The sequence below is a fragment of the Desulfosporosinus sp. genome (assembly GCF_014237355.1).
Taxonomy (GTDB): domain Bacteria; phylum Bacillota; class Desulfitobacteriia; order Desulfitobacteriales; family Desulfitobacteriaceae; genus Desulfosporosinus.
Window position 1 is genome coordinate 39,120 of sequence record NZ_JABZFS010000010.1, and the last position, 21,318, is coordinate 60,437.

The 21,318-nt window shown below is 39.4% G+C and carries 14 protein-coding genes; 2 read left to right on the top strand and 12 right to left on the bottom strand.

Annotated features, from left to right (window positions below):
- Positions 1 to 235: 235 nt before the first annotated feature.
- From HGJ98_RS01850 to HGJ98_RS01860, 3 genes are all read right to left on the bottom strand, one after another.
- On the bottom strand, positions 236 to 2,074 hold the full coding sequence (locus tag HGJ98_RS01850; RefSeq protein WP_291349289.1) for a sigma 54-interacting transcriptional regulator: 1,839 nt from the start codon (positions 2,072 to 2,074) through the stop codon (positions 236 to 238).
- Positions 2,075 to 2,344: 270 nt separating this feature from the next.
- Positions 2,345 to 4,279 carry a DNA mismatch repair protein MutS gene (locus tag HGJ98_RS01855; protein ID WP_291349290.1) on the bottom strand — a complete coding sequence of 645 codons (1,935 nt, stop codon included), beginning with the start codon at positions 4,277 to 4,279 and terminating at the stop codon, positions 2,345 to 2,347.
- 493 nt (positions 4,280 to 4,772) lie between these two features.
- Positions 4,773 to 5,201 (bottom strand): YkvA family protein, encoded by a 429-nt coding sequence (locus HGJ98_RS01860; protein WP_291349291.1) that lies wholly within the window; start codon positions 5,199 to 5,201, stop codon positions 4,773 to 4,775.
- Positions 5,202 to 5,367: 166 nt separating this feature from the next.
- Here HGJ98_RS01860 and HGJ98_RS01865 point away from each other — a divergent pair, with 166 nt between their 5' ends.
- The gene (locus HGJ98_RS01865) at positions 5,368 to 5,541 is read left to right on the top strand and encodes a DUF1540 domain-containing protein (RefSeq protein WP_291349292.1); all 174 of its coding nucleotides are present in this window, start codon (positions 5,368 to 5,370) and stop codon (positions 5,539 to 5,541) included.
- A 130-nt stretch (positions 5,542 to 5,671) separates the two neighbouring features.
- Here HGJ98_RS01865 and HGJ98_RS01870 read toward each other — a convergent pair whose 3' ends face one another.
- From HGJ98_RS01870 to HGJ98_RS01905, 8 genes are all read right to left on the bottom strand, one after another.
- Positions 5,672 to 6,244 (bottom strand): DUF502 domain-containing protein, encoded by a 573-nt coding sequence (locus HGJ98_RS01870; protein ID WP_291349293.1) that lies wholly within the window; start codon positions 6,242 to 6,244, stop codon positions 5,672 to 5,674.
- 114 nt (positions 6,245 to 6,358) lie between these two features.
- Positions 6,359 to 9,892, bottom strand: coding sequence for a bifunctional glycogen debranching protein GlgX/4-alpha-glucanotransferase (locus tag HGJ98_RS01875; RefSeq protein WP_291349294.1), 3,534 nt, complete (start codon positions 9,890 to 9,892; stop codon positions 6,359 to 6,361).
- Between the two features lie 33 nt (positions 9,893 to 9,925).
- Positions 9,926 to 11,365 (bottom strand): glycogen synthase GlgA, encoded by a 1,440-nt coding sequence (gene glgA, locus HGJ98_RS01880; protein WP_291349295.1) that lies wholly within the window; start codon positions 11,363 to 11,365, stop codon positions 9,926 to 9,928.
- Positions 11,366 to 11,378: 13 nt separating this feature from the next.
- Positions 11,379 to 12,503: a glucose-1-phosphate adenylyltransferase subunit GlgD gene (gene glgD / locus HGJ98_RS01885; protein ID WP_291349296.1), complete on the bottom strand. Its 1,125-nt coding sequence runs from the start codon at positions 12,501 to 12,503 to the stop codon at positions 11,379 to 11,381.
- 19 nt (positions 12,504 to 12,522) lie between these two features.
- Positions 12,523 to 13,716: a glucose-1-phosphate adenylyltransferase gene (locus HGJ98_RS01890; RefSeq protein WP_291349297.1), complete on the bottom strand. Its 1,194-nt coding sequence runs from the start codon at positions 13,714 to 13,716 to the stop codon at positions 12,523 to 12,525.
- Between the two features lie 47 nt (positions 13,717 to 13,763).
- Positions 13,764 to 16,211, bottom strand: a complete 2,448-nt coding sequence (locus HGJ98_RS01895) for a glycogen/starch/alpha-glucan phosphorylase (RefSeq protein WP_291349298.1) — start codon at positions 16,209 to 16,211, stop codon at positions 13,764 to 13,766.
- Positions 16,172 to 18,118, bottom strand: coding sequence for a 1,4-alpha-glucan branching protein GlgB (gene glgB, locus HGJ98_RS01900; protein ID WP_291349299.1), 1,947 nt, complete (start codon positions 18,116 to 18,118; stop codon positions 16,172 to 16,174). The genes HGJ98_RS01895 and glgB overlap by 40 nt, the downstream gene beginning before the upstream one ends.
- 288 nt (positions 18,119 to 18,406) lie before the next feature.
- Entirely contained in the window at positions 18,407 to 19,369 is a 963-nt protein-coding gene (locus HGJ98_RS01905; RefSeq protein ID WP_291349300.1) for a DMT family transporter, read from the bottom strand.
- Between the two features lie 169 nt (positions 19,370 to 19,538).
- On the opposite strand from HGJ98_RS01905, the gene HGJ98_RS01910 reads away from it, so the two are divergent.
- A complete protein-coding gene (locus tag HGJ98_RS01910; protein ID WP_291349301.1) occupies positions 19,539 to 19,727 on the top strand; it encodes a PspC domain-containing protein in 189 nt (62 codons plus the stop codon).
- Positions 19,728 to 19,765: 38 nt separating this feature from the next.
- On the opposite strand, the gene HGJ98_RS01915 is transcribed toward HGJ98_RS01910, so the two are convergent.
- A partial coding sequence (locus HGJ98_RS01915; RefSeq protein ID WP_291349302.1) for a heterodisulfide reductase-related iron-sulfur binding cluster occupies positions 19,766 to 21,318 on the bottom strand: 1,553 nt, incomplete at its 5' end.

A 21,318-nucleotide genomic window follows, 5' to 3' on the forward strand; every position in this document is an offset into this window, starting at 1 on the left:
AACCAATTGGATTCTCGATTCCTAATTATCCTAAAATAGGATTTGATAGTCCTGTTTTAGGATTTTAACAGTGGTACAATTTCAATATCAAAAGACAAAGCAATTTATTTTCAAATATTTTTACAAATAAACGTAATAGCTCCCATTTGAAGCAAGAGTTGACGAATAATGATAATTAATAGAAAAAGCTTTTCGGATAGATTTATAACTATCCGAAAAGCTTTTGTGAATTATCTTAATTTGAGATTGTTATTCTATTTGGAACTTTTGTGTTTAAACCTAGGTTTTTTATCTTTCTGTAAAAAGTAGATCGACTCATGCCTAAGCTATCGGCAGCTTTTTCTTTAGCTTTACGAGTATTACCGAACTTTTTCAACGCAGTTTCAATCGCATGTTTCTCTTGCTCGGCTAGCGTTAATTGATTATCACTCGTTGATAAACTGGCATTATGCTCAAAATAATCATTGACTCGGGAAGACAAAAAAGAGCTGTCGATAACATTTTTGGTGGCTATATTTACTGCATACTCAACGGCATTTTCCAGTTCCCTGACATTCCCCAACCAAGGGTAGGCGAGCATTTTTCTCTGGACTTCTTGTGTAAAACCAGTTACCTGTTTCCCTAATATTAGATTATACTTATCTAAAAAATGATGGAGAAGAAGAATTAAATCTTCTTTCCTTTCGCGCAAAGGAGGAACATAAAAAGGAATAACACTTAATCTATAAAAGAGATCACTTCTAAATAGTTTCTCTTTGATCATTTCTTCAAGATTGCGATTTGTTGCGGCAATAATCCGGACATCGACCCATACAGGTTTTACTCCTCCGATCCGTTCAATTTCGACTTCTTGGAGTACCCGTAACAACTTCACCTGAAGATGCATTGGCATGTCGCCAATCTCATCGAGAAATATTGTGCCGCCATTCGCCAGTTCGAATTTCCCTGGTTTACCACCTCGACTAGCCCCAGTAAATGCTCCCTCTTCATACCCAAAAAGTTCGCTCTCTAAGAGAGTTTCTGGAATAGCCCCGCAGTTTATGGCGATAAATGGACCGTTTTTGCGATGACTTTCTTCGTGAATTGCTCTCGCAAATAGCTCTTTACCAGTTCCGCTTTCCCCAGTAATCAAAATTGTCGAGTCAGTCCCAGCGACAAGCTGCATTTTTTGTTTTAGCATGGTCATGCAATTACTTGTCCCTAATATCCCATCGAGAGAATATTTGCGGTCTTCTCTAATCAATCGACCTGCTAACTTGCGCATCTCACGGATAGTTCGGAAGGAAATAACCAGACCAATAATATGTTGATCCTTTTTTATCGGTGTAATAGTACTAATAAATAGGCTTATTTCATCCTTATTCTTATACTTGATTTCTTGTTCAGCATATTGTTGTCCAAATTTAAGCACTTTGGGAGCTGAAAATTCCGGAAAAATATCACTGATATGTTGCCCACATGCTTCCAGAGAAGAAATATTTAATAGCTTTTCCGCAGACTTGTTAATGTCCGTAATAAAACCTGCTTGATCTATAGCTATAAGGCCCTCGACAATAGAATTAATGACTGCGCTGAATTGATTTGCCATCAAGGAAAGGCGAGCATGCATTTCATTCTCTCCTATTTTACTGCTTATTAGAGCCGAAATTTTCATAAGAAAATCTAGAAACTTATCACGGTTAGTTAGCAACTCGTTTTTTTGCTTATCATCGAAGGCAAAAATTGAAAGTGTGCCAATGACTTTATCGTTCCATAATATAGGAGACATGATTCCTGATTTAAGCTTACATATAACATTCTGATTACATTCTCGGCAAATATCATGATGGAGAGGTTCATCATCTAAGATAAAATTATCACCACTATGAATGATCTGCCCTGTTATAGATCCTTTTCCATAAACAAAACCAATTTCGCTCTTATAGTTTCCAGTACCCGCAATAACTTCTAAGTTCTTATCAATAATAGCAACTTCAAATTCAATGACTGCTGCAATAACTTCAGCAATTTTTTGGACATAGGATTGATTAATCTTTAATTCAGACATCGGTGACGATAATTTAGATACTGACATCCTCTTACTTTCACCCACATTCTAACTTAATTCCTATATTTTTCAGTCTACATATTATTCTATAACGGTTAGTAATATCCTTGTTTAATAATTAAATATTTTGACTTTTCTAATTTATAGATCCCCTGAACAAACATTGCTCTTCTTTACAATTCAAAAAGGTAAGCCGAAGTATATAGTACCTCGACTTACCTTATTAGAATTCACACAGCAGTCATACCCTACGTCAACTTTCCGCATCAGAAGCTACATAATAATCCTGTTGAAATTTTAATCCTCCTCATATTCTAGCACTACATCGTGCCCTTTTTCTAATTGGTGTCTGGCCTTGCGGATTGCCACTGTATCGAAAATAATCGAAAAATCATAATCCTCCGGATAGAGTTCGCTGGCAGGAAGAAAAAGCTTAAGCCGCTTGTGATTAATCAGTTGCTTCTTATCTTTGATCTGCACGCCAAGCTCGCCTTTTTCATTGGTCCTCTTGTAAATAATGCCCAGGCATTTTTGAGGGTAAACCCTCACACAGTCGCCTATATTGAAGCTTTCGCTCCGTGAGGGTGACTTTTTCTTCAGAATTTCTTTTTGAATTTTGCTGTAGGAAACAGTATCTAACCTGGGGTTATCCCCATCTAACAGAATTATTGGTACATCGTTTGACCCAGAGGATCTGCCGCCATAGGCTTCCATTTGGGCTCGCTTCAGCATATGCCCCGGAAAACCCAATCTTTGGGCAATGTATAAGGCACAGCTTTCTCCTGCCTCGCCAATTTGCAGCTTGTATAACGGCTGTAAGTTTTCTCGATCAAACTCCATTCGGGCATTCATAAGTCCTTTGGTGTTCTTGGCAAAGTCCTTTATTTCGGGGTAATGAGTAGTGGCAACAAAAAGACAGCCTCTTTGATTTAATTCCGCTAAAATTGCGATTGCCAGCCCCATTCCCTCAGCAGGGTCTGTACCGGAGCCTAATTCATCAAGCAAAACGAGACTTTCCCTTGATACCCCTTTTAAAATACTTACAATAGTTTGGATATGGGACGAAAAAGTAGATAGATTTTCGGAAATACTTTGCCCATCCCCGATATCGCAAAAAATGTTATTGTGCATACAAAATACGCTGCCGTCCGACACAGGAACATGAAGTCCACTTTGGGCCATCATTGACAGTAAGCCAATGGTTTTTAAGGCAACGGTTTTACCCCCGGTATTTGGCCCAGTAATCACTACACCGTTAATAGCGTCATCACCCATCCCCCCTCTGATTTCAAAGTCAAGGGGAACGCATAGATCTGGCTTTAATAAAGGGTGCCTTCCTTGCTTTATGATGATTTCTCGTTCCGTTGTGATGGACACAGGAACTGCTTTCATCTCGATAGACAGCTTTGCTTTGGCAAATATAAAGTCTAATGCTTCCATGCAGTCCTTGTTTATTCTCAACTCATTAATATGCTCTTCAACAAGTACTGTAAGGGTGTATAATATTTTTCGAATCTCATTATCTTCGTCAATTTGCAAAACCGCTAATTCCTCCTGCAGCTTTCTCACTGCAGTGGGCTCAATAAAACAGGTGCTGCCAGTACTTGAAGTATCAATGACTGTTCCGCTTAACTGATTTTTATAGCCCTTTTTAACCGGCAAGACAAACCGACCATTACGGATGGTAACGTATCCATCTGTAAACCATTCCTTTTTACTGCGAAGTATACCTTCAAGCTTTAGTTTAACGGCAGATTTTGTGTTTTCTATTTTTCTTCGTATATCACGAAGGACTGGAGAAGCACCATCATCAACCGCTTCATTTCTTATACAGCGCTCAATTTCCTCAAAAAGCATATTCAGCGGACTGAAAGAATGACCATAAAACCCTATATCCGTATCGAAAGCTTCAGCCTTTTCAAGATATTTCTTCATTCTTTTGCAGGAAGAAATAAACCCACAGATACTTGTGAGCTGTTCCGGGATCAGCATAGCTCCTTTTACTGTTAGGTCCAGAATTTTATCCAGCTCTTTCATTGAGGCTAGGGGCGGCGTACCTATACCCTCTAAAATTTTGCGGGCCTCTGTTGTTTCCTGAATTTTGGATTTGCACTCTCGTTCATTTAAAAATGGCTTTAGTAAGAGCAATTTTTCCATTGCCTTTTGAGAAAGTGCGTGTTGGGCTAAAGTTTCAAGTATAATATTAAATTCCAATGTATTGTTTGCGTTCATCAAAAATCCTCCCTATAACAATTAAAATGCCCACAAGAGAGATTACCTTATTTTTAGGATTCATTTGATTCCCAAAAATACGCAGAATACTCCTGTGGGCAGTGATTTTCAACTGACGTATAAAATCACATAACGCTATTGAGAAAAATAAATAGAGTGCAACAGGACATGCCTGTTACACTCTACAAAACTATACGATAATAATCGCCATAGTTTCAATGTCAGCTTTGTTGACCTTATCGACAAAGGGTGACACTGCTATAACTCAAATGGTTATTGTAGGACGTAATCTGTAAGGCGTTATCCAAAAACGCAAAGGTTTGCGCTTTCAGAAAGGTGCACTTAAAAAAGCAGGTTTAACACCTACGTTTTATAAAGTAACCTCTCTCAACTGTTTAGTTGAAAATCACCATTACAGACACATTTAACAAAAAAACCATCCTCTCATTTTTAGGTATAATATAGTTTATTACATTTCTATGCCAAATGTCAATTATTGTTTTTGATCAGGGTTAACACGAGAGGCAGATTCGACTTGTCCTTTCCAGAGCTTATATCGTTCAAGATCAGCACTTATTTGGGATATAACAAAGCCGGCTACGGCGGCGTCATCAACCAAGCCTGCAAAAGGGATATAATCGAATACCCCGTCGATGGGGGACACAAAATAGACGATGCCAAGGACAATCATGAGAAGCGAGCGTGTAGGCATTTCCTTATAGTTGCCATTTATCCAGTCTTTAAACACTCCGAATAAAAGCTGGAATTTCTCCCATGCTTCACCTAGTGCACCTCGCTTTGTGTTAGCCTTTCTCAGAGCTTCATTAAGAAGACCTATAGATTTTTTCTTATCGTTCATATACTCCTTAGCAATCTCTTGAAAAGGTCCTAATTTATTATGAGTGAGTTTGTTTATGTCCATTTTAGTTTCCTCTCCTTTTATTCGAACTATAGGCGAAAGTGCATGTTAATTTATATATTCTAATCTCTATTAGCTTACCCTTTATAACGATTTCTAAATTTCGCTACATAAAAACATATTTTTTCGGAGATATTAGACTAGGAATTTACTTTAAGGAGGGCTACAGATGCCAGAAAGAGTTAACAAAATGTCTCAGCCAAACAATGGGATTAAATGCGTAGTCAATACCTGCCATTATTATGGTTCCGGAGATCACTGCTATGCAGAGAAAATCGAAGTCCAGTCTCCTAATGCTAGTACCACTGAAATGACAGACTGTGCAACATTTCTTCCTGAATAAAAAATAACATTCTTATCTAAATCTTTAAGCAAGAAATAAAGGCTTGTCTATTTATTAGGCAAGCCTTTTAGATGTGACCTCTTCCCTATTATCTCTAACACTATGTTTTCGTCCATCTATCGTTCAGAGTTTAGTCTACACCGGCTTTTTTACTTAAAAGCCCCGCAGAGGCTATAAACTTCAAGGCTTCTTCAGAGGAGACATCCAGAAGTTGAACCTGATCTTTGGGCACAACAATCAGATTCCCGGCCCATTGCATTGACTGCATTAAGTAGACCGCCACATAGTCTTTAGGAATAAATGCGCTTTCTTCATCATTTGTAAGAAATCCTAAGAGTTTAAGTTCATTAGACATATGAACCATGACTAAACGGGAAAAGCCTTTTTTATTTGCAGAAAAGGAATTAACAGTGTCTTTTATAACTCCATAAATAGTACCAAGTAAGGGAACTTTAATGAGAACTTTATCCAAGTAATCTAATAAGCGATTCGTAAGCCAGTTTGAGGCCAGTAAACCCACTAGAAAAATTGCAGTAAGTGTTACGATCACTCCAAATCCGGGAAAATATAGTCCTGCCTTCTCTAGTACACCCTTAAATAATCCATCCGTTACTAAAAACATTTTATAGAGAATATAGAAGGTTAGTGCTATAGGAGCTATTACAAGTAAGCCTTTTAGGAAAATTCCGATAAAGTGTTTCAAATTCTTCTCTCCATTTTTCCATACTATCTTTACTAGTATGTTAAATTTATGCAATTAAATCCTACTACACATTATTCTATGAAATACCTTTAATGTCAAATTTCAGTTGTCACTTTATCTCTTAGCTTTTTCCGCTAAGGTTCGCAGCCAAATCTTTAGTTCACCGCTATTATATTCTTTAGCCATCTGCCACTTCCAATTTCCATAGATCGTTCCTGGTACATTCATACGGGCATCTTCACCCAGGCCCAAAATATCTTGCATTGGTAAGATAACCCACACCGCTTGACTCAGATAGACCTCCTCAATGGACCGTCTGCAGGCTTGTCGGATAACTTGTTGGTCGATTGTTTGATTCTGCAAGTGAGTTCTGTCAAACTTGCCTTCACCTGAGGAATTCTTCTTCTCATACCAGCCTAACAAGGTATTATTATCATGGGTACCTGTATAGTAAACGAAATTTGTCTCCGTTTTTGATACTTCTTTGAGTGGAGTAAACTGAAGGACCTTAATTCCGGGAAAGCCAAACAATTGTTTGAGAATATTAACCTCAGTAGTTATAACCCCCAAGTCTTCAACAATAAATGGACAGTTCCTAAAGGTGGTATAAATACTTTCAAAAAAACGTTTCCCCGGTCCTTTGATCCAACGTCCCTTTTCTGCTGTCTCTTCACTAGTATCCACCGCCCAAAAAGCTTCAAAACCACGAAAATGATCCAAGCGAATGTAGTCAAATTGCTCTTGCCCTAACTTTAAGCGCATTTTCCACCAAGCATACTCCGTTATTTCATGAGCACCCCAATTATAAACTGGGTTCCCCCATAATTGTCCTGTCTTGCTGAAATAGTCGGGAGGTACCCCTGCGGTTTTAGCAATTCTCCCCTGTTCATCGAGTATGAACAGCTTGCGATTAACCCAAACATCGCAACTATCAGCAGCTACAAAATGAGGTATGTCCCCAATCATTTTAATACCCTTACTCTTAGCGTAAGTTTTAAGCTTATCCCATTGATAAAAGAACGTATATTGAATAAATTCTATAAATCCGATCTCTTCACAGAGCAGCAAAGAATACTTAGCTAAGGCCTCGGTTTCGCGCAAAGCAATCTCCGAGTCCCATTCAAACCAGGGGGTATTATTGAAATGAACCTTTAGTGCACGAAAATGAGCATAATCCTCAAGCCACTCTTGATGTTTCCTTTTAAACTTCGCATAGTTTTCTCGCGATAAATAGTCTGAGTCTTTAGGAAATAGATGTTCCGAACTTTCATAGATTGAAGAATTGTCTCTGTTTGTAATTTGCTCTAAAAATATTCGGTAAGCTTCTTTGAGTAAAGAGCTCTTTAATTCTTTAAGCGCTTCGTTTAATAAACTTTCTCTGAGTCCAATTTCTATTAAATGATTGTATTTATCTCGAGTCTCAGTTAGATCTAAGAGACCCTCCTGAATCAAATGATCAAGACTGATAAACATCGAGTTTCCTGCTAACACTGACTCACTTTGATAAGGACAATCCCCTACTCCCGCAGGATTTAGTGGTAGGATCTGCCACATTGATTGCCCTGATTCTGCTAAGAAATCGACAAAGTCATAGGCTTCTTTTCCTAAATCCCCCAACCCCCAATCAGAGGGCAAGGAACTTATATGTAATAAAACTCCACATGAAGGTTGAAGCTGCAGATCCTGAGGCGGATTCTTTTTGATAAGCAGCGCCCTTCCATTTAGAGCATTGATAGGCAAAGCACGAAGCGTTTCCGCATCGAGCTCTTCGCCATCGATTAAGTCAATAACAAACGTAGAAGACGGAAGTTTAAGTCTTTGACTGAGGTCAACGGTTTTTGATTCCTCTCGATGGCGATTAATAAGGACACAAATCTCTTCATCATCCCCTACACGCTTAAAAGCATAAACATCAGCATCCAAAGACAGTGATTTAAAATCACCCGTTTGGAGCACCTCATATTCTGCATGCATGCGCAGTAATCGCCGATACCAAGCAATAATTTCATTATCTTCCCTGCCCCAGGGATAGGTTCCCCGGTTATATGGATCGGCGTATCCTTCCACACCTGCTTCATCTCCATAATATATACTGGGAACTCCAGGAAAGGTCATTTGAACTAAACTTAAGAGTTTGAGCCTCTGGACAGCTAATTGCCGTGCAGTTGATGAAAGCCTAAAGGTCCTCTGCTCTGACTTTGTCAAGCTCTGTTCTGGTGGTGCTTCTCCTAAAAGGGTTAAAATACGTATGGTATCATGAGTACCAATCAAGTTCATGGCAGCATAGAAATTTTCTCGTGGATAGTTTTCGAATAAGCTCATCACTTCTTGATGAAGATCTTTGGAATCACTCTGACCGAGAATAAAGCGCAAGAAGCTATCCCGGAAAGGATAGTTCATCGTCCCATCTAGTTCATCTCCGAGAAAATACTGACGAGGTTTAGCATAGCTAATTTTATTTGAAGCGTCTTCCCACACTTCCCCAATTAACACAGCATCGGGGTTAATGCCTTTAATGGCTTGCCGAAGTTCCTGAATAAATTCATCAGGGAGTTCATCAGCGACATCTAACCTCCAACCGGCAACACCTAGGCTTTGCCACTTGCGAATAACACTATTTTCCGAACCATAAATAAATTGTCTGTAGGAAGCGTCCATTTCATTCACTTCTGGAAGGGCATCAACCCCCCACCAGGATTCATACACGTCACGGTTCCCTTTGAATTTGTACCAGGTAAAGTAGGGAGAATCTGTCGATTGATAGGCACCGACGCCTGGATAGTTGCCGTATTTATTGAAATAGATACTATCACTACCTGTATGACTAAAGACCCCATCAAGAATAATAGCAATTCCATATTGTTTCGCTGTATTGAGCAAGTCTTTGAACACTAAATCGTTTCCATACATCGGATCGATATTGAGATAATTAGCTGTGTCATATTTATGATTACTAGAGGCTTCAAAAATAGGGTTAAAGTAAAGAATACTAATCCCTAATTCTTGAAAGTAGGGCAACTTTTCAAGGATTCCTTGCAGGTTGCCTCCAAAAAAGTCCCAATCAGTTACTCTGCCCTGTTCGTCCTTAATATAGATTGGTTGATCAGACCAATTGGCATGCAGCAGAGCATTCCTTTTGGGGCAGTCGTTGAACCTGGTTTGGTGAGGATTAAAAAACCTATCCACAAAAACCTGATACATTACCCCTCGCTTATACCACTCAGGGACTTCAATCGGCTTATGAACTGTAATTTGATAGGCCGGTGGTTCTTGTTCCCAGAGACTTCCTTCCCCACCCAGACTATTTAGGTTATTTCCATAATAATAGGTTCGAGAGCCTGTTTTAATAATAAAGTAGTACCAGATTAGTCCAGGGGTGTAAGGCACTCTATACTCAACCTCATAGGTTTCTTCCTCAGTAGAGTCTTCAACTAATTTATATGCAGATTTATGAATACTCTTCTCGACAGTTTGATGCATGAGATTAGTCATTTCATGGTCTGTTTCCCAGAGCCGAAGAATGCAAGCTTCAATAGGTTCTGGGGAAAAGGTGCTTAAGCGAATGGTGACTCGCTGATCACAGTTAACTGCACCAAATGGTTCACGGTAAAACAAATCATGAGAATCATGAAACGCCTTAAAATCCATACTTTCTCACCTATACCTTGTCATTTTTGGGCGTTAGGAAATGTGCAATAAGGACTTGTAGATTTCGACGTAAGCTTCGGCTGATCGGTTCCAACTGAAATCACGTTCCATGCCCCTTAGGCGTAGATTGTTCCAGATAGACTTGTTTTCTTGATAGATACTCAAGGCACGTTGCACTGTGAATAGTAATTCATGGGCGTTATAATTCATAAAGCTAAATCCATTTCCTGTTCCAGTAATATCGTTATACGCAAAGACTGTATCTTTTAATCCTCCGGTTTCACGTACAATTGGTATGGTACCATAACGCATAGCTATCATTTGCGCTATACCGCAGGGTTCAAATCGTGAGGGCATAAGAAACATATCCGCTCCAGCATAGATTTGATGGGCTAGTTGATCGGAAAATTCCAATCGTATAGCAAGTTTCTCTGGATAGTTTGAAGCATAAGATTTTAACATTTCTTCGTATTTATGTTCCCCTGTACCCAAGATTACCATTTGAATGTCCAGTTCCAGTAGTTCCTCAAGAACATGGGCCAAGAGATCCAAGCCTTTTTGGTCGACGAGTCGGCTTACCATCCCTAGTACAGCACTATCTTCTCTAACCGGCAGTCCCATAAGAGTTTGGATATGTTTTTTGTTTTCTTTCTTAGCAACATCCAAGTCATGAAAAGGCATTACAAGATGAGAATCATTCAATGGATTATAGGCCTCATAGTCAATGCCGTTCAGAATACCCGTTAGGAATTCTCTTCGTTTTCTTAACAGACCATCCAGGTTTTCCCCATAAAAAGGATTTTGAATTTCCTCAGCATAGGTCGGGCTTACCGTCGTAATCTGATCTGCATACAATAGCGCACCCTTCATGAAATTGATCGCCCCATGAAATTCTAAGCCATTTTCCTTATAAAAGTCCATTCCAAGTCCTACAACATCTCCCAGTACATCCTTAGGAAAAACCCCCTGATATTTCAGGTTATGAATCGTAAAGACTGTTTTTATGGGATAGTAGAGGGGCTGCCGATTATAGAACTCTTTCAGCATAAGCGGAATTAATGCTGTATGCCAATCATGGCAATGCAGGATATCAGGTTTAAACCCTGGGATGTGTATTAAGCTCTCAAGAGCAGCCCGTGAGAAAAAGGCAAATCGCTCTGCATCGTCATATTCTCCATAGACTTGAGGGCGTGTAAAGTAGTACTCGTTGTCAATAAAATAGTAAGGAACTCCATTGTAGACCATCTCCTCCAGGCCGCAGTATTGTTTACGCCAAGCGACCGGGACATCAAAATGAGCAAGATGATTGAACTCCTTTTTAAATTCTGCGGAGATATTACTATACTTCGGCATAATAACCCGTACATCAATACCCTGTTTATGCAAGAAAGCTGGTAATGAACCAGCAACTTCTCCTAAACCACCGGTTTTAGCAAACGGATCTGCCTCTGCAGTTACAAAAACCAGTTGCATACTCTCCCACCTTTCAGATCACTGTTTTTTTGAGAATCACCAAAGGGTGAGACTCACTTCCTTTTAAGACATTTTCTCCATGGACTCTTACTGATTTATCAAGAATTGTAAAGTTTGTTTGTGCATTGGCATAAATATGACATTTCGGCATGATGATACTATTTTGAATTCTACATCCTTGCTCAAGAATTACCCCACGAAAAACAATGGAGTTTATGACTTCTCCTGCTATGGTACATCCACTGGCAATCAAAGAATTCTGTACCTTTGCCTTAGATGTGTATTTAGTAGGGGGATTGTCCACAATTTTAGTATGGGTGCGATCCACACCCAACCATAATTGTTCACGAACGTTTAAGTTTAATAGATCCATACTTCGGTCATAGTAATCCTTTATCGTACGAATTGTACTTATTAGTGAACTTGTAGGACTGCCAAAGACTTTGAGAACTCCTCGATTGACAGCAATAATCGTCATTAAGTCTATACACCCAAAAGAACTGTATTTCTTAATAATTTCTAACAATAGTTCACGACGTATGAGTAAAATATTCACAAATTGAGAAGGGCTAAGGTCATTTCCTTCGACTCCGTTTTTATCTTGAATATTTGAGACTCTTCTATCTTCGTCTAACTCTAGGAAAATTTCACTATTAGGGTCGTTGTCAGAGTTATTATTATCTTTGTAAATCAGGGTAACATCTGCATGCTTGTCCTTGTGCTCTTCTAGGGTATCTCTAAAATTTATATTAAAGATTTGATCCCCACTGCTAATGAGCACATTTTCAACAAAATCCTTCTGTAAGTATTCCAAGTTATTCTCTAAGTCTTTAATGCAAAATGTATGTTTGTTTCCTGTCAAGGCATGCATAACTCCCGGTAAGATAAACAAACCTCCGTCTTTACGTTCTAGAAACCAGTCCTTTCCAGCCCCTAAATGATCTAAAAGCGGTCGATATTGGTGAGGTGTAACTAATCCAATCGTCCTGATCCCAGAATTGACCATGCTCGATAAGGCAAAATCGAGAATACGGTATCTGCCTCCAAAGGGAACAGCCGCTATTGGTCGTTCTAAGGCAAGCCCTTGCAAGTTGTCAGATCCGCTATTAGCAAAAATTATCCCTATAGCGTTTGACATCAAATTTCCCCCTTTAAATCTACCGACTCCTGTAGACATTCATACCAGCATCTATAACAGTTCCTTCAGGAACCTGATGAAAATCTTCGATAACTGCTATCCCTTCTTGCGCAGGAGAGATGTTTCCCTCCGCACCAATAATACAGTGACTCATAATCTCCGCATTTTCTCCAACAATCGTCCGATAAATCTTTGATCCTTTGTGCACTTTTACATAAGGTAATACAATTGAATCCTTAATTTCTACCCCTTCACCCACATAAACCCCCGGGGCTAAGATTGAATTAATGATGTTCCCATGCACAATGCACCCATTACAAATTAAACTATTCTCTATCTTAGCTGTTTCCCCCACAAAGTGTGGAGGGAAAATATCTTCATTAGAAAAGATCCTAAACTTGGGATCAAAAATGTTAAGGAAGTGTCCATCTCTTAAGGACTCCATATTAGCCTGGTAATAGCTTTCAATAGTACCGACATCTCGCCAATACCCATTAAATTTATAGGCATAGACTCGTTTCTTCTGTTTGAGTTGATGGGGAATGATGTTTTTTCCGAAATCGTTTTGCGATAGGTAATCTCCCTTATCGGCAATTAACGCTTGTTTAAGTGTTGAACCGTTAAAGATATAAACCCCCATCGAAGCCAGATTACTGTCTGGTTCAGCTGGCTTTTCCGTAAATTTAGTAATCCTGGCATCTGTATCTATCGTTAAAATCCCAAACCGGGAAGCCTCCTCCCATGGCACTTGAATCGTGGCGAGAGTTATTTCCGATTTCTTCTCTTTATGAAACCTCAACATATCCGTATAGTCCATTTTATAGACATGATCTCCTGAAAGGATAATCACATATTCCGGATCATAATAATCGATGAACTCGTAATTCTGGTACACGGCATTAGCTGTTCCGTTATACCAACTTCCTTCAGTTTCTCCGAGAAAAGGGGGAAGGATATGGACTCCGCCAAAAGGGTTATCTAAGTCCCAGGCTGAACCCAAGCCAATATATGAATTGAGCAGAAATGGCTTATACTGAATGAGAACACCAACTGTGTTAATGTTTGAATTTGTGCAATTACTCAAAGTGAAGTCTATAATACGATACTTACCACAGAAAGAAACCGCTGGTTTTGCACGATTTTTTGTTAAACCTCCTAATCGACTTCCTTGCCCACCAGCCAATAGCATGGCAATACATTCCTGCCTTTTCATACATTATCCCTCCCCCTTAAGAATCTAGAACTATTAGCTAATAGTGTTCAGGTCGAAGAAATTCTATTAATGGTACGGTAGCGAATTTTCCATATCCAATCCGCGTACTCTCTTATCGTTCTATCACTGGAGAATACTCCAGAATTTGCAATATTCAGCAAGGAAATCTTATTCCAATCCTTTTGACTCAAATATAGAGATTGGAGTTTATCATGGGTTTGGATGTATGAGGGGAAATCTTTTAGGATAAAAAATTCATCATTATAGATCATTAGAGAATCGTATAATGTCCTGAATTCATCCCCCATATTATCGAAAAAACCAGCGTTCAATTGATCAACACACCTTCGTATATCAGAGTGCTCGTGGTATTCATCCCAGGGTTTATACCCACCATTACGGGTGTAATCTAATACTTGTTCAGCAGTAAGCCCAAAGATGAAAATATTCTCCTCTCCAACTGCCTCTTTAATTTCCACATTAGCCCCATCTAACGTACCTAAGGTAAGAGCCCCGTTCATCATGAATTTCATATTTCCAGTTCCTGAGGCTTCTTTGCTGGCAGTGGATATCTGTTCACTAATGTCTGCTGCTGGATAAATCAACTCCCCTTGGGATACATTGAAATTCTCCAAAAAAACAACTTTTAAGTTCTGACAAACCCTTGAATCCTGCTCGATTTTTTTGCTAAGACAATTTATTAATTTAATAATGGTTTTAGCATAGTGATAGCCTGGAGCTGCTTTTCCACCGAAGATAAACGTTTGGGACCCCGACAACCCCTGAGGTTCATTCACACCCTTATTGTATAAATGCATGATCTTTAGGACGTTGAGCAATTGCCGTTTATAAGCATGAATTCGTTTTACTTGAACATCAAAAATTGACTCAGGGTCGAGAATAATCCCATAGTTAGAATTGACCCTGTCGGCCAATCGGCATTTGTTTTCGTACTTCACTTTGGCGAGCTGTTCCAAAAAACTCTGGTCCTCCTTGAAGGCCTGAAGTTTCTTGAGTTCCCCAGCATCTTCCTTCCAATTTGGTCCGATTGCTTCTGAGATTAGATGAGACAGTTTAGGATTAGCGGCCAAAAGAAATCGCCTGTGATTAACCCCATTGGTCTTATTATTAAATTTATACCCAAAAACTCTAAAGTAGTCTTTAAACACTTCATTTTTAAGAATTTTAGTGTGCAATTGCGCAACCCCGTTGACAGATGAGCTGCCGATAATGGCTAAGTTAGCCATCAAGATATACCCATCTTTTAATATATGGGTGTTACTTACTACTTCCTCATCATCCATAAAACGTTCAACTAAATCTTCTTTGAATCTTCGATCAATCTCTTCAATAATCATAAAGATCCGAGGCAAAAGAGTTTTGACCATATCGATGGGCCATTTTTCCATGGCTTCAGGCATGATCGTGTGATTGGTAAAGGACATGGTGTTGACGGTTATATTCCAAGCCTCATCCCATCCCATACCTTCTTCATCGATTAATATACGCATTAATTCGGGGATACATAAAACTGGATGAGTATCATTGATATGAACTGAAACACGCCTTGAGAAGTCATGTAAGGAACTTAAACCGTTCTTTTTCTTATAGCTTCGTACAATAGTCCCTAACCCTGCTGCCACAAAAAAGTATTCTTGTTTTAGCCTTAACTCTCTTCCCGCACGACTACTATCATCCGGATAGAGGATATATGAAATCGCTTCAACTTCTGACTTAAAACTTGTAGCCTGATTAAATTCCCCACGGTTGAAGCAGGCCAAATCAAGTTCACTGCAAATTGTTTCTGCACTCCATAACCTTAAATTGTTTATATAGCTGGGATTATTATAGCTCATAATGGGTACATCATAAGGCACCGCCAAAACCGGTTCATAGTTCTCGTGATTAAACACAACCCGCCCATCTTTAAGTTCGGGTCGCACCGTTCCTTTGAATTTAACAATAACCGCTTTATCCGGCTTTCTAATTTCCCAAGGGAAACCATTTTTTAACCAATTGTCAGCTATTTCTACTTGATTGCCTGAGACAATCTTTTGTTCAAATAATCCATACTTATAGCGAATTCCGTTGCCATGTCCATCTATTCCTAAGAAAGCCATGGAATCTAGAAAACACGCCGCCAGTCTCCCTAATCCTCCGTTACCCAAACCAGGATCAGATTCTTGCTCTAAGAGTTCATCAAGATTAATACCCAGCTCTAACAAACCCTCTCGTACAAGATTCTCTATCTTAAAGTTAACCAGATAGTTATGCAGAAGTTTGCCAATTAAGAACTCCATTGAAAAGTAGTAGATTTGTTTTCCTTGGGAGATAGAATTTTTGTTAATAGCTCGGTAATAGCTCATTTTTTCTTTGAGCAACATGACTAAGGCTACAAATTTATCCCAAGGGGTCGCTTCATCAGCAGTGATTCCCTCCCCCTCAATCAACTTCATCAGATAGGCTTGTTTGAAGCTTTCTTTGTCGGTAAACATGCATTATGTCCCTCCAATTCTTGACTATTTGAGATTGGTTTTAAAACAATGAATCCTAAGGGAGCAACCTTAATGATTATTGAAAATCCTTGCCCATGCCAAGAAACCTTTTCAGCTTTGAGCAACGACTGATTAGTGTAATTGTTCCCTCCATAAATCTCTTGATCAGAATTGAATAGTTCCTGATAGTTTCCTTGCTTGGGGACACCAAGACGAAAATTCTCATAACAGTTGGTTTGGAAATTGATTAAGATAATTAGAAAATCCTCGGTATTTCGTGTTTTTCGGCAGAAGATCAAAATGCTCTGTTCATGGTTTTGCACATCAATCCATTCAAAACCTGACCAATCTTGGTCATTTTCCCAGAGGGCCTTTTCATTAATGTAAAGTTTGTTTAGATCCCTTACAAAGGTCTGATGGTTTCTGTGCATCTCATAGTCTAAAAGGAACCAATCTAGTTCCGCCCCTTCATTCCACTCAATAAACTGGGCAAATTCCCCACCCATAAACAATAGTTTTTTACCCGGATGGCACATCCAATATCCCAATAAACCTCTTAGTCCAGCAAATTTTTGCAGGTAATCCCCCGGCATTCTATCAATTAACGATTTTTTTCCATGGACAACCTCATCATGGGATAGAGGCAAAATGAAACATTCAGAAAACGCATAAGTCATTGAAAAGGTCAACAATCGATGATTTGCTTTACGCAAAGGAAAATCGAGACTTATATATCGCAAGGTATCGTTCATCCAACCCATATTCCATTTATAATTAAAACCCAGTCCATTTACGTCTGTGGGATAGGATACAAGTGGCCACTCAGTCGATTCTTCGGCAATCATAAGGACATCGGGGAAATATTGAAAGACGACTTCATTTAAGCGCTGCAAAAAAGCAACTGCCTGAAGATTCTCTCTGCCCCCATGAATGTTCCGTCTCCATGTATCAGGCTTTCCGTAGTCAGCATAGAGCATACTACTGACTCCATCCACGCGTAACCCATCAACGTGAAATCTATCAAACCAAAACACTGCATTAGAAATTAAATAGCTCCAAACCTCAGTTTTCTCAAAATTGAAGTTGTAAGTTCCCCATTGTTCATTTCTATCATTTTCATACACAGGTGATCCGTTAATCTCCCCTAGTCCATGAGCATCCTTACAAAAATGACCAGGCACCCAATCGAGAATAACCCCTATGCCCGCTAGGTGACATTGATTGACAAAAAACATAAAATCTTTTGGGGTGCCGAAGCGACTCGTACAGGAGTAATACCCTGTTATTTGATATCCCCACGAACCATCGAAGGGATGTTCCGCAATAGGCATTAGCTCAATATGTGTATACCCCATCTTAAGAACATAGTCTAGTAACTCAACCGCTAACGTTCTCCAATTATAGAAGGATCCATCCTTTTTCCTTCTCCAGGAACCCAGGTGAACTTCATATATCAAAAGCGGCATTTCCTTAACCTTAATCTCTTTTCGATGCTTCATCCAAGCTTGATCCTGCCATTTAATCCCTTCTAGTGACCAAACGATCGAAGCAGTTGCCGGTCTTAATTCTGTAAAGAAGGCAAACGGGTCAGATTTAAGAAACACTCGTCCGTCCTTGGTATGAACTTCATATTTATAGAACTGTCCTTCGAGATCCTTAGGCACAAAGAGTGACCAAACCCCGCTACTCCCTGTTTCAATCATCGAACTTCCTGTGGAACACCAATCATTAAACTCTCCTACGAGGCAAACCCGCTCAGCATCAGGCACCCAAACAGTAAAATTTGTTCCACGGATTCCGCCCTGTTCCAGGATATGTGCACCCATTTTTAAGTAACTGTGGTACAGTTCCCCTCGATTAAACAGATATAGTTCATCCAATTCAAGAAAGAACTTCGTATCCTTCATAAATAACTTTACACCTACTTCACTCTGGTCCCACTCCTTATAGCTTAATTATTCTCTTAGCTAACGACATTTCCTTTCATTTTTTGGAAAATATTTACTGACAACTTTCGTGTATATTCATGCTTCTTCTTAGTGTGTATTGACAGCATATGCAAGGAATTAAAAAATGGTCCTAAGAAATACTATTATGACAAAAGAGAGTTCCTGCCGTTTTTTCTAACCGCAAGAACTCTCTTTTTTATACTATATAAGGCTCTAAGAACCTCTAAATTTTAACACTGTTGATATCTAGTTCCCACTTTGACGAAGGGCTAATTCTGGCTTAGGGGGATAGATTTGATCACCACTCCGCTTCAGGGCGTTCATTTGAAGCAAGGCTACTCCCAATAAAATCAAACTACTTCCCAAAATTTGGGTCAATGATAGTAATTCTCCCAAAAAGAAAAATGCCGAAATTGCACCAACGACAGGTTCAAGCATTCCAATCATCCCCGCGCCAAAGGCACTAAGATTATGCAATCCTTTAATGTATAATCCAAATGGTAAAATTGTGGCAACCACAGCGATGTATAAAAATTGCAGCCATGCTAATCCTCCATAGCGCAGAGCCAGCGTCCATGGTGGTTGGTATATACACCAAACTAAGGAACCAAAACCCATCCCCCAAACTAAAAGCGTCCAAGAGTTATATGTTTTCAAACCGCGTTTGCCATACATTGAATAGAAAGCAAATGTACAAGCAGCAGCCAATCCGTATATAACACCCAAAGGATTCAGCCCAAAGCCTGAAGTCGTGCCTGCTACGATTAAATATCCTCCAATAATCGACGTACTCAAAGCCACCAGTTTGATTCCAGTGAGGACTTCCGTTCGCAATAATAACCCGACAATCAGTATAATGATTGGGGCTGTATACTGTAAGAAAAGGGCTGTAGCCACATTCGTATAGCTCAGTGCCAGAAGATAGGTGAATTGAAGTAATCCTAAGCCTATAATGCCAAAAATCGCAAGATAGCCAAGATCTGACCTTCGGACATGTAGTAGCATTGGTTTACTGATGGAAAGCACCACTAGTAAAAGTATAAAAGACAACGTTAGTCTCATCTGAGCTACATCGAATGCCGAAACAGCACTATTGAAGAGGTGCTTAGCCAAGGTTGCTGACGTTCCCCAAAGTATAGCAGCTCCAGTAACCTGTACAACACCAAGCCAGTGTTTAGGAAACTGGGCAAGTTTAGAATTGATGAACAATGATTACACTCCTCGTCTATTATGAACTTCTTTATTGAAAAGTAGATTGATATCTGATAAATGTGTAACATATACAGCTTCTCATACGTATTAAGAGTGTAGCGACATAAAAACAGCCAAGAAGTATACTAATTATGGGCTGTAAAATGAGCGCAGAGGAGGAAAAAGCATGTCGAAACGCTTATATCGATCTAGCCAGGATAAGCAACTTGGTGGTGTTTGCGGAGGGTTGGCCCAGTACTTAGAAGTTGATCCCAGTCTTATAAGGATTGCTGCAATTCTGCTTTTATTTGTCGGTGGTACAGGATTTTTAGCGTATCTCGTAGCCTGGTTCGTTATCCCTAGTGATATAGATTAGATTAGATAAGAACAGCTTATTTATATTCAGTCCATTTGCTATAATGCATCCTGTACTATTTCGGCAATATCCTTGCATTCGATTCCTGCATCTGACTGGCTAACGGCTTCAGTTAATGTTGATAAACATAAGGAGCATGCGCTGGCAAGAATATCAGGCTCAGTTCGCATAGCCTTTTTCAATAGAAGGCTATTTATTTTTTTCTCCTGATTATTATTGCCCATCCATATACGTCCACCACCAGCCCCACAACAAAAACCCATTGATCGATTGTTCTTTTTCATATCTATCACTTCTAATCCTGGTATCGAAGTTAAAACCTCTCTTGGCGCATTATAAATAGAATTATATCTACCTAAATAGCAGGGATCATGAAAGGTAACCTTGCGCTTATCAGATTCTTTCAGTTTAAGCTTCTCTGACTTAATAAGCTCTAGGATAAACTCTGAATGGTGCATCACCTGATAATGCCCGCCGAACTGAGGATAATCATTCTTTAGGGAGTTATAACAATGGGGACAGTGAGTTAGGATTGTCTTGAATTCATAACGGTTTAAAGTGTCCACATTTTTTTGTGCTAACTCTTGATAGAGCCTTTCATTCCCTAATCGCCTCACAGAATCTCCACAACATTGTTCTTCCGCTCCTAATAGAGCATAGGTAACCCCTGCTCGATCTAGGATTCTGATCATGGCCTCAGAAACCTTCTGATTGCGAGAATTATACGTTCCGAAACATCCTAGCCAATATAGAATATCCGTTTGTTTTTTTTCGCTTAGAAGAGGAACCTGTGACGTTTCCATATGACAAATTTGAAAGTCTAACTGTTTGGCCCAGGGATTGCCGGATTCTTTGATATTATTAAATACCTTCTGGACTTCTGGGGGAAAGCCCGCATCGCTAATAACCAAACTTCTCCTCATATCAACGATTCGTTTAACGTGTTCTATATAAATCGGGCACTTTACTTCGCAGAGGCCGCATGTCGTACAAGACCAGAGGGTTTCTCTTGAAACAGCCTTATCTATAATTGGGTGGCTATTATCTTTGATGGAATGTCTTTTTAAACTTTGAACTACGGATCTTGGGGATAAAGGTGCTCCACTTAAATTCGCGGGACAACCTTTCTGACATCTTCCGCAAGAAATACAAGCATCTAATTCAAGAAGCTGTTTCCGATTAAAGTCTTTAAGATGAGCAACTCCAACGTTCTTAGACTCTTCTAAAGGAAAATCGACAGGGGTTAACGTTCCAATGGGTGAACAGGATTTCAAGAAGATGTTTAAGGGAGATGAAACCATATGAAACAATTTAGAAAATGGGATATAGGCGATCAGCCCAAAGGTTAAGAACATATGAAAATACCATAAGAAGGCATGAAGTACTAAAGCAGAGGAAACCGATAAGCCCGCTATTTGAGTCACTACAGAGAACAATAGCCCAACAGGTGACCACCATGCCCAAGGATCACTCGTTGAGTAAATTCTTAACCCCTCTAAGATGAAGCCTGTAAAAAGGATGGTAAAAACAAGAATCAATAGCAGAGCATCATCGAGGGTATAATCCTCATGGTCTGGTTTATCGATATATC

What these genes read in the sequence shown, in the direction of transcription:
- HGJ98_RS01850 (WP_291349289.1), bottom strand. Translation starts at nt 2,074, where the DNA reads ATGTCAGTATCTAAATTATCGTCACCGATGTCTGAATTAAAGATTAAT.
- HGJ98_RS01855 (WP_291349290.1), bottom strand. Translation starts at nt 4,279, where the DNA reads ATGAACGCAAACAATACATTGGAATTTAATATTATACTTGAAACTTTA.
- HGJ98_RS01860 (WP_291349291.1), bottom strand. Translation starts at nt 5,201, where the DNA reads ATGGACATAAACAAACTCACTCATAATAAATTAGGACCTTTTCAAGAG.
- HGJ98_RS01865 (WP_291349292.1), top strand. Translation starts at nt 5,368, where the DNA reads ATGCCAGAAAGAGTTAACAAAATGTCTCAGCCAAACAATGGGATTAAA.
- HGJ98_RS01875 (WP_291349294.1), bottom strand. Translation starts at nt 9,892, where the DNA reads ATGGATTTTAAGGCGTTTCATGATTCTCATGATTTGTTTTACCGTGAA.
- glgA (WP_291349295.1), bottom strand. Translation starts at nt 11,365, where the DNA reads ATGCAACTGGTTTTTGTAACTGCAGAGGCAGATCCGTTTGCTAAAACC.
- glgD (WP_291349296.1), bottom strand. Translation starts at nt 12,503, where the DNA reads ATGTCAAACGCTATAGGGATAATTTTTGCTAATAGCGGATCTGACAAC.
- HGJ98_RS01890 (WP_291349297.1), bottom strand. Translation starts at nt 13,716, where the DNA reads ATGAAAAGGCAGGAATGTATTGCCATGCTATTGGCTGGTGGGCAAGGA.
- HGJ98_RS01895 (WP_291349298.1), bottom strand. Translation starts at nt 16,211, where the DNA reads ATGTTTACCGACAAAGAAAGCTTCAAACAAGCCTATCTGATGAAGTTG.
- glgB (WP_291349299.1), bottom strand. Translation starts at nt 18,118, where the DNA reads ATGAAGGATACGAAGTTCTTTCTTGAATTGGATGAACTATATCTGTTT.
- HGJ98_RS01910 (WP_291349301.1), top strand. Translation starts at nt 19,539, where the DNA reads ATGTCGAAACGCTTATATCGATCTAGCCAGGATAAGCAACTTGGTGGT.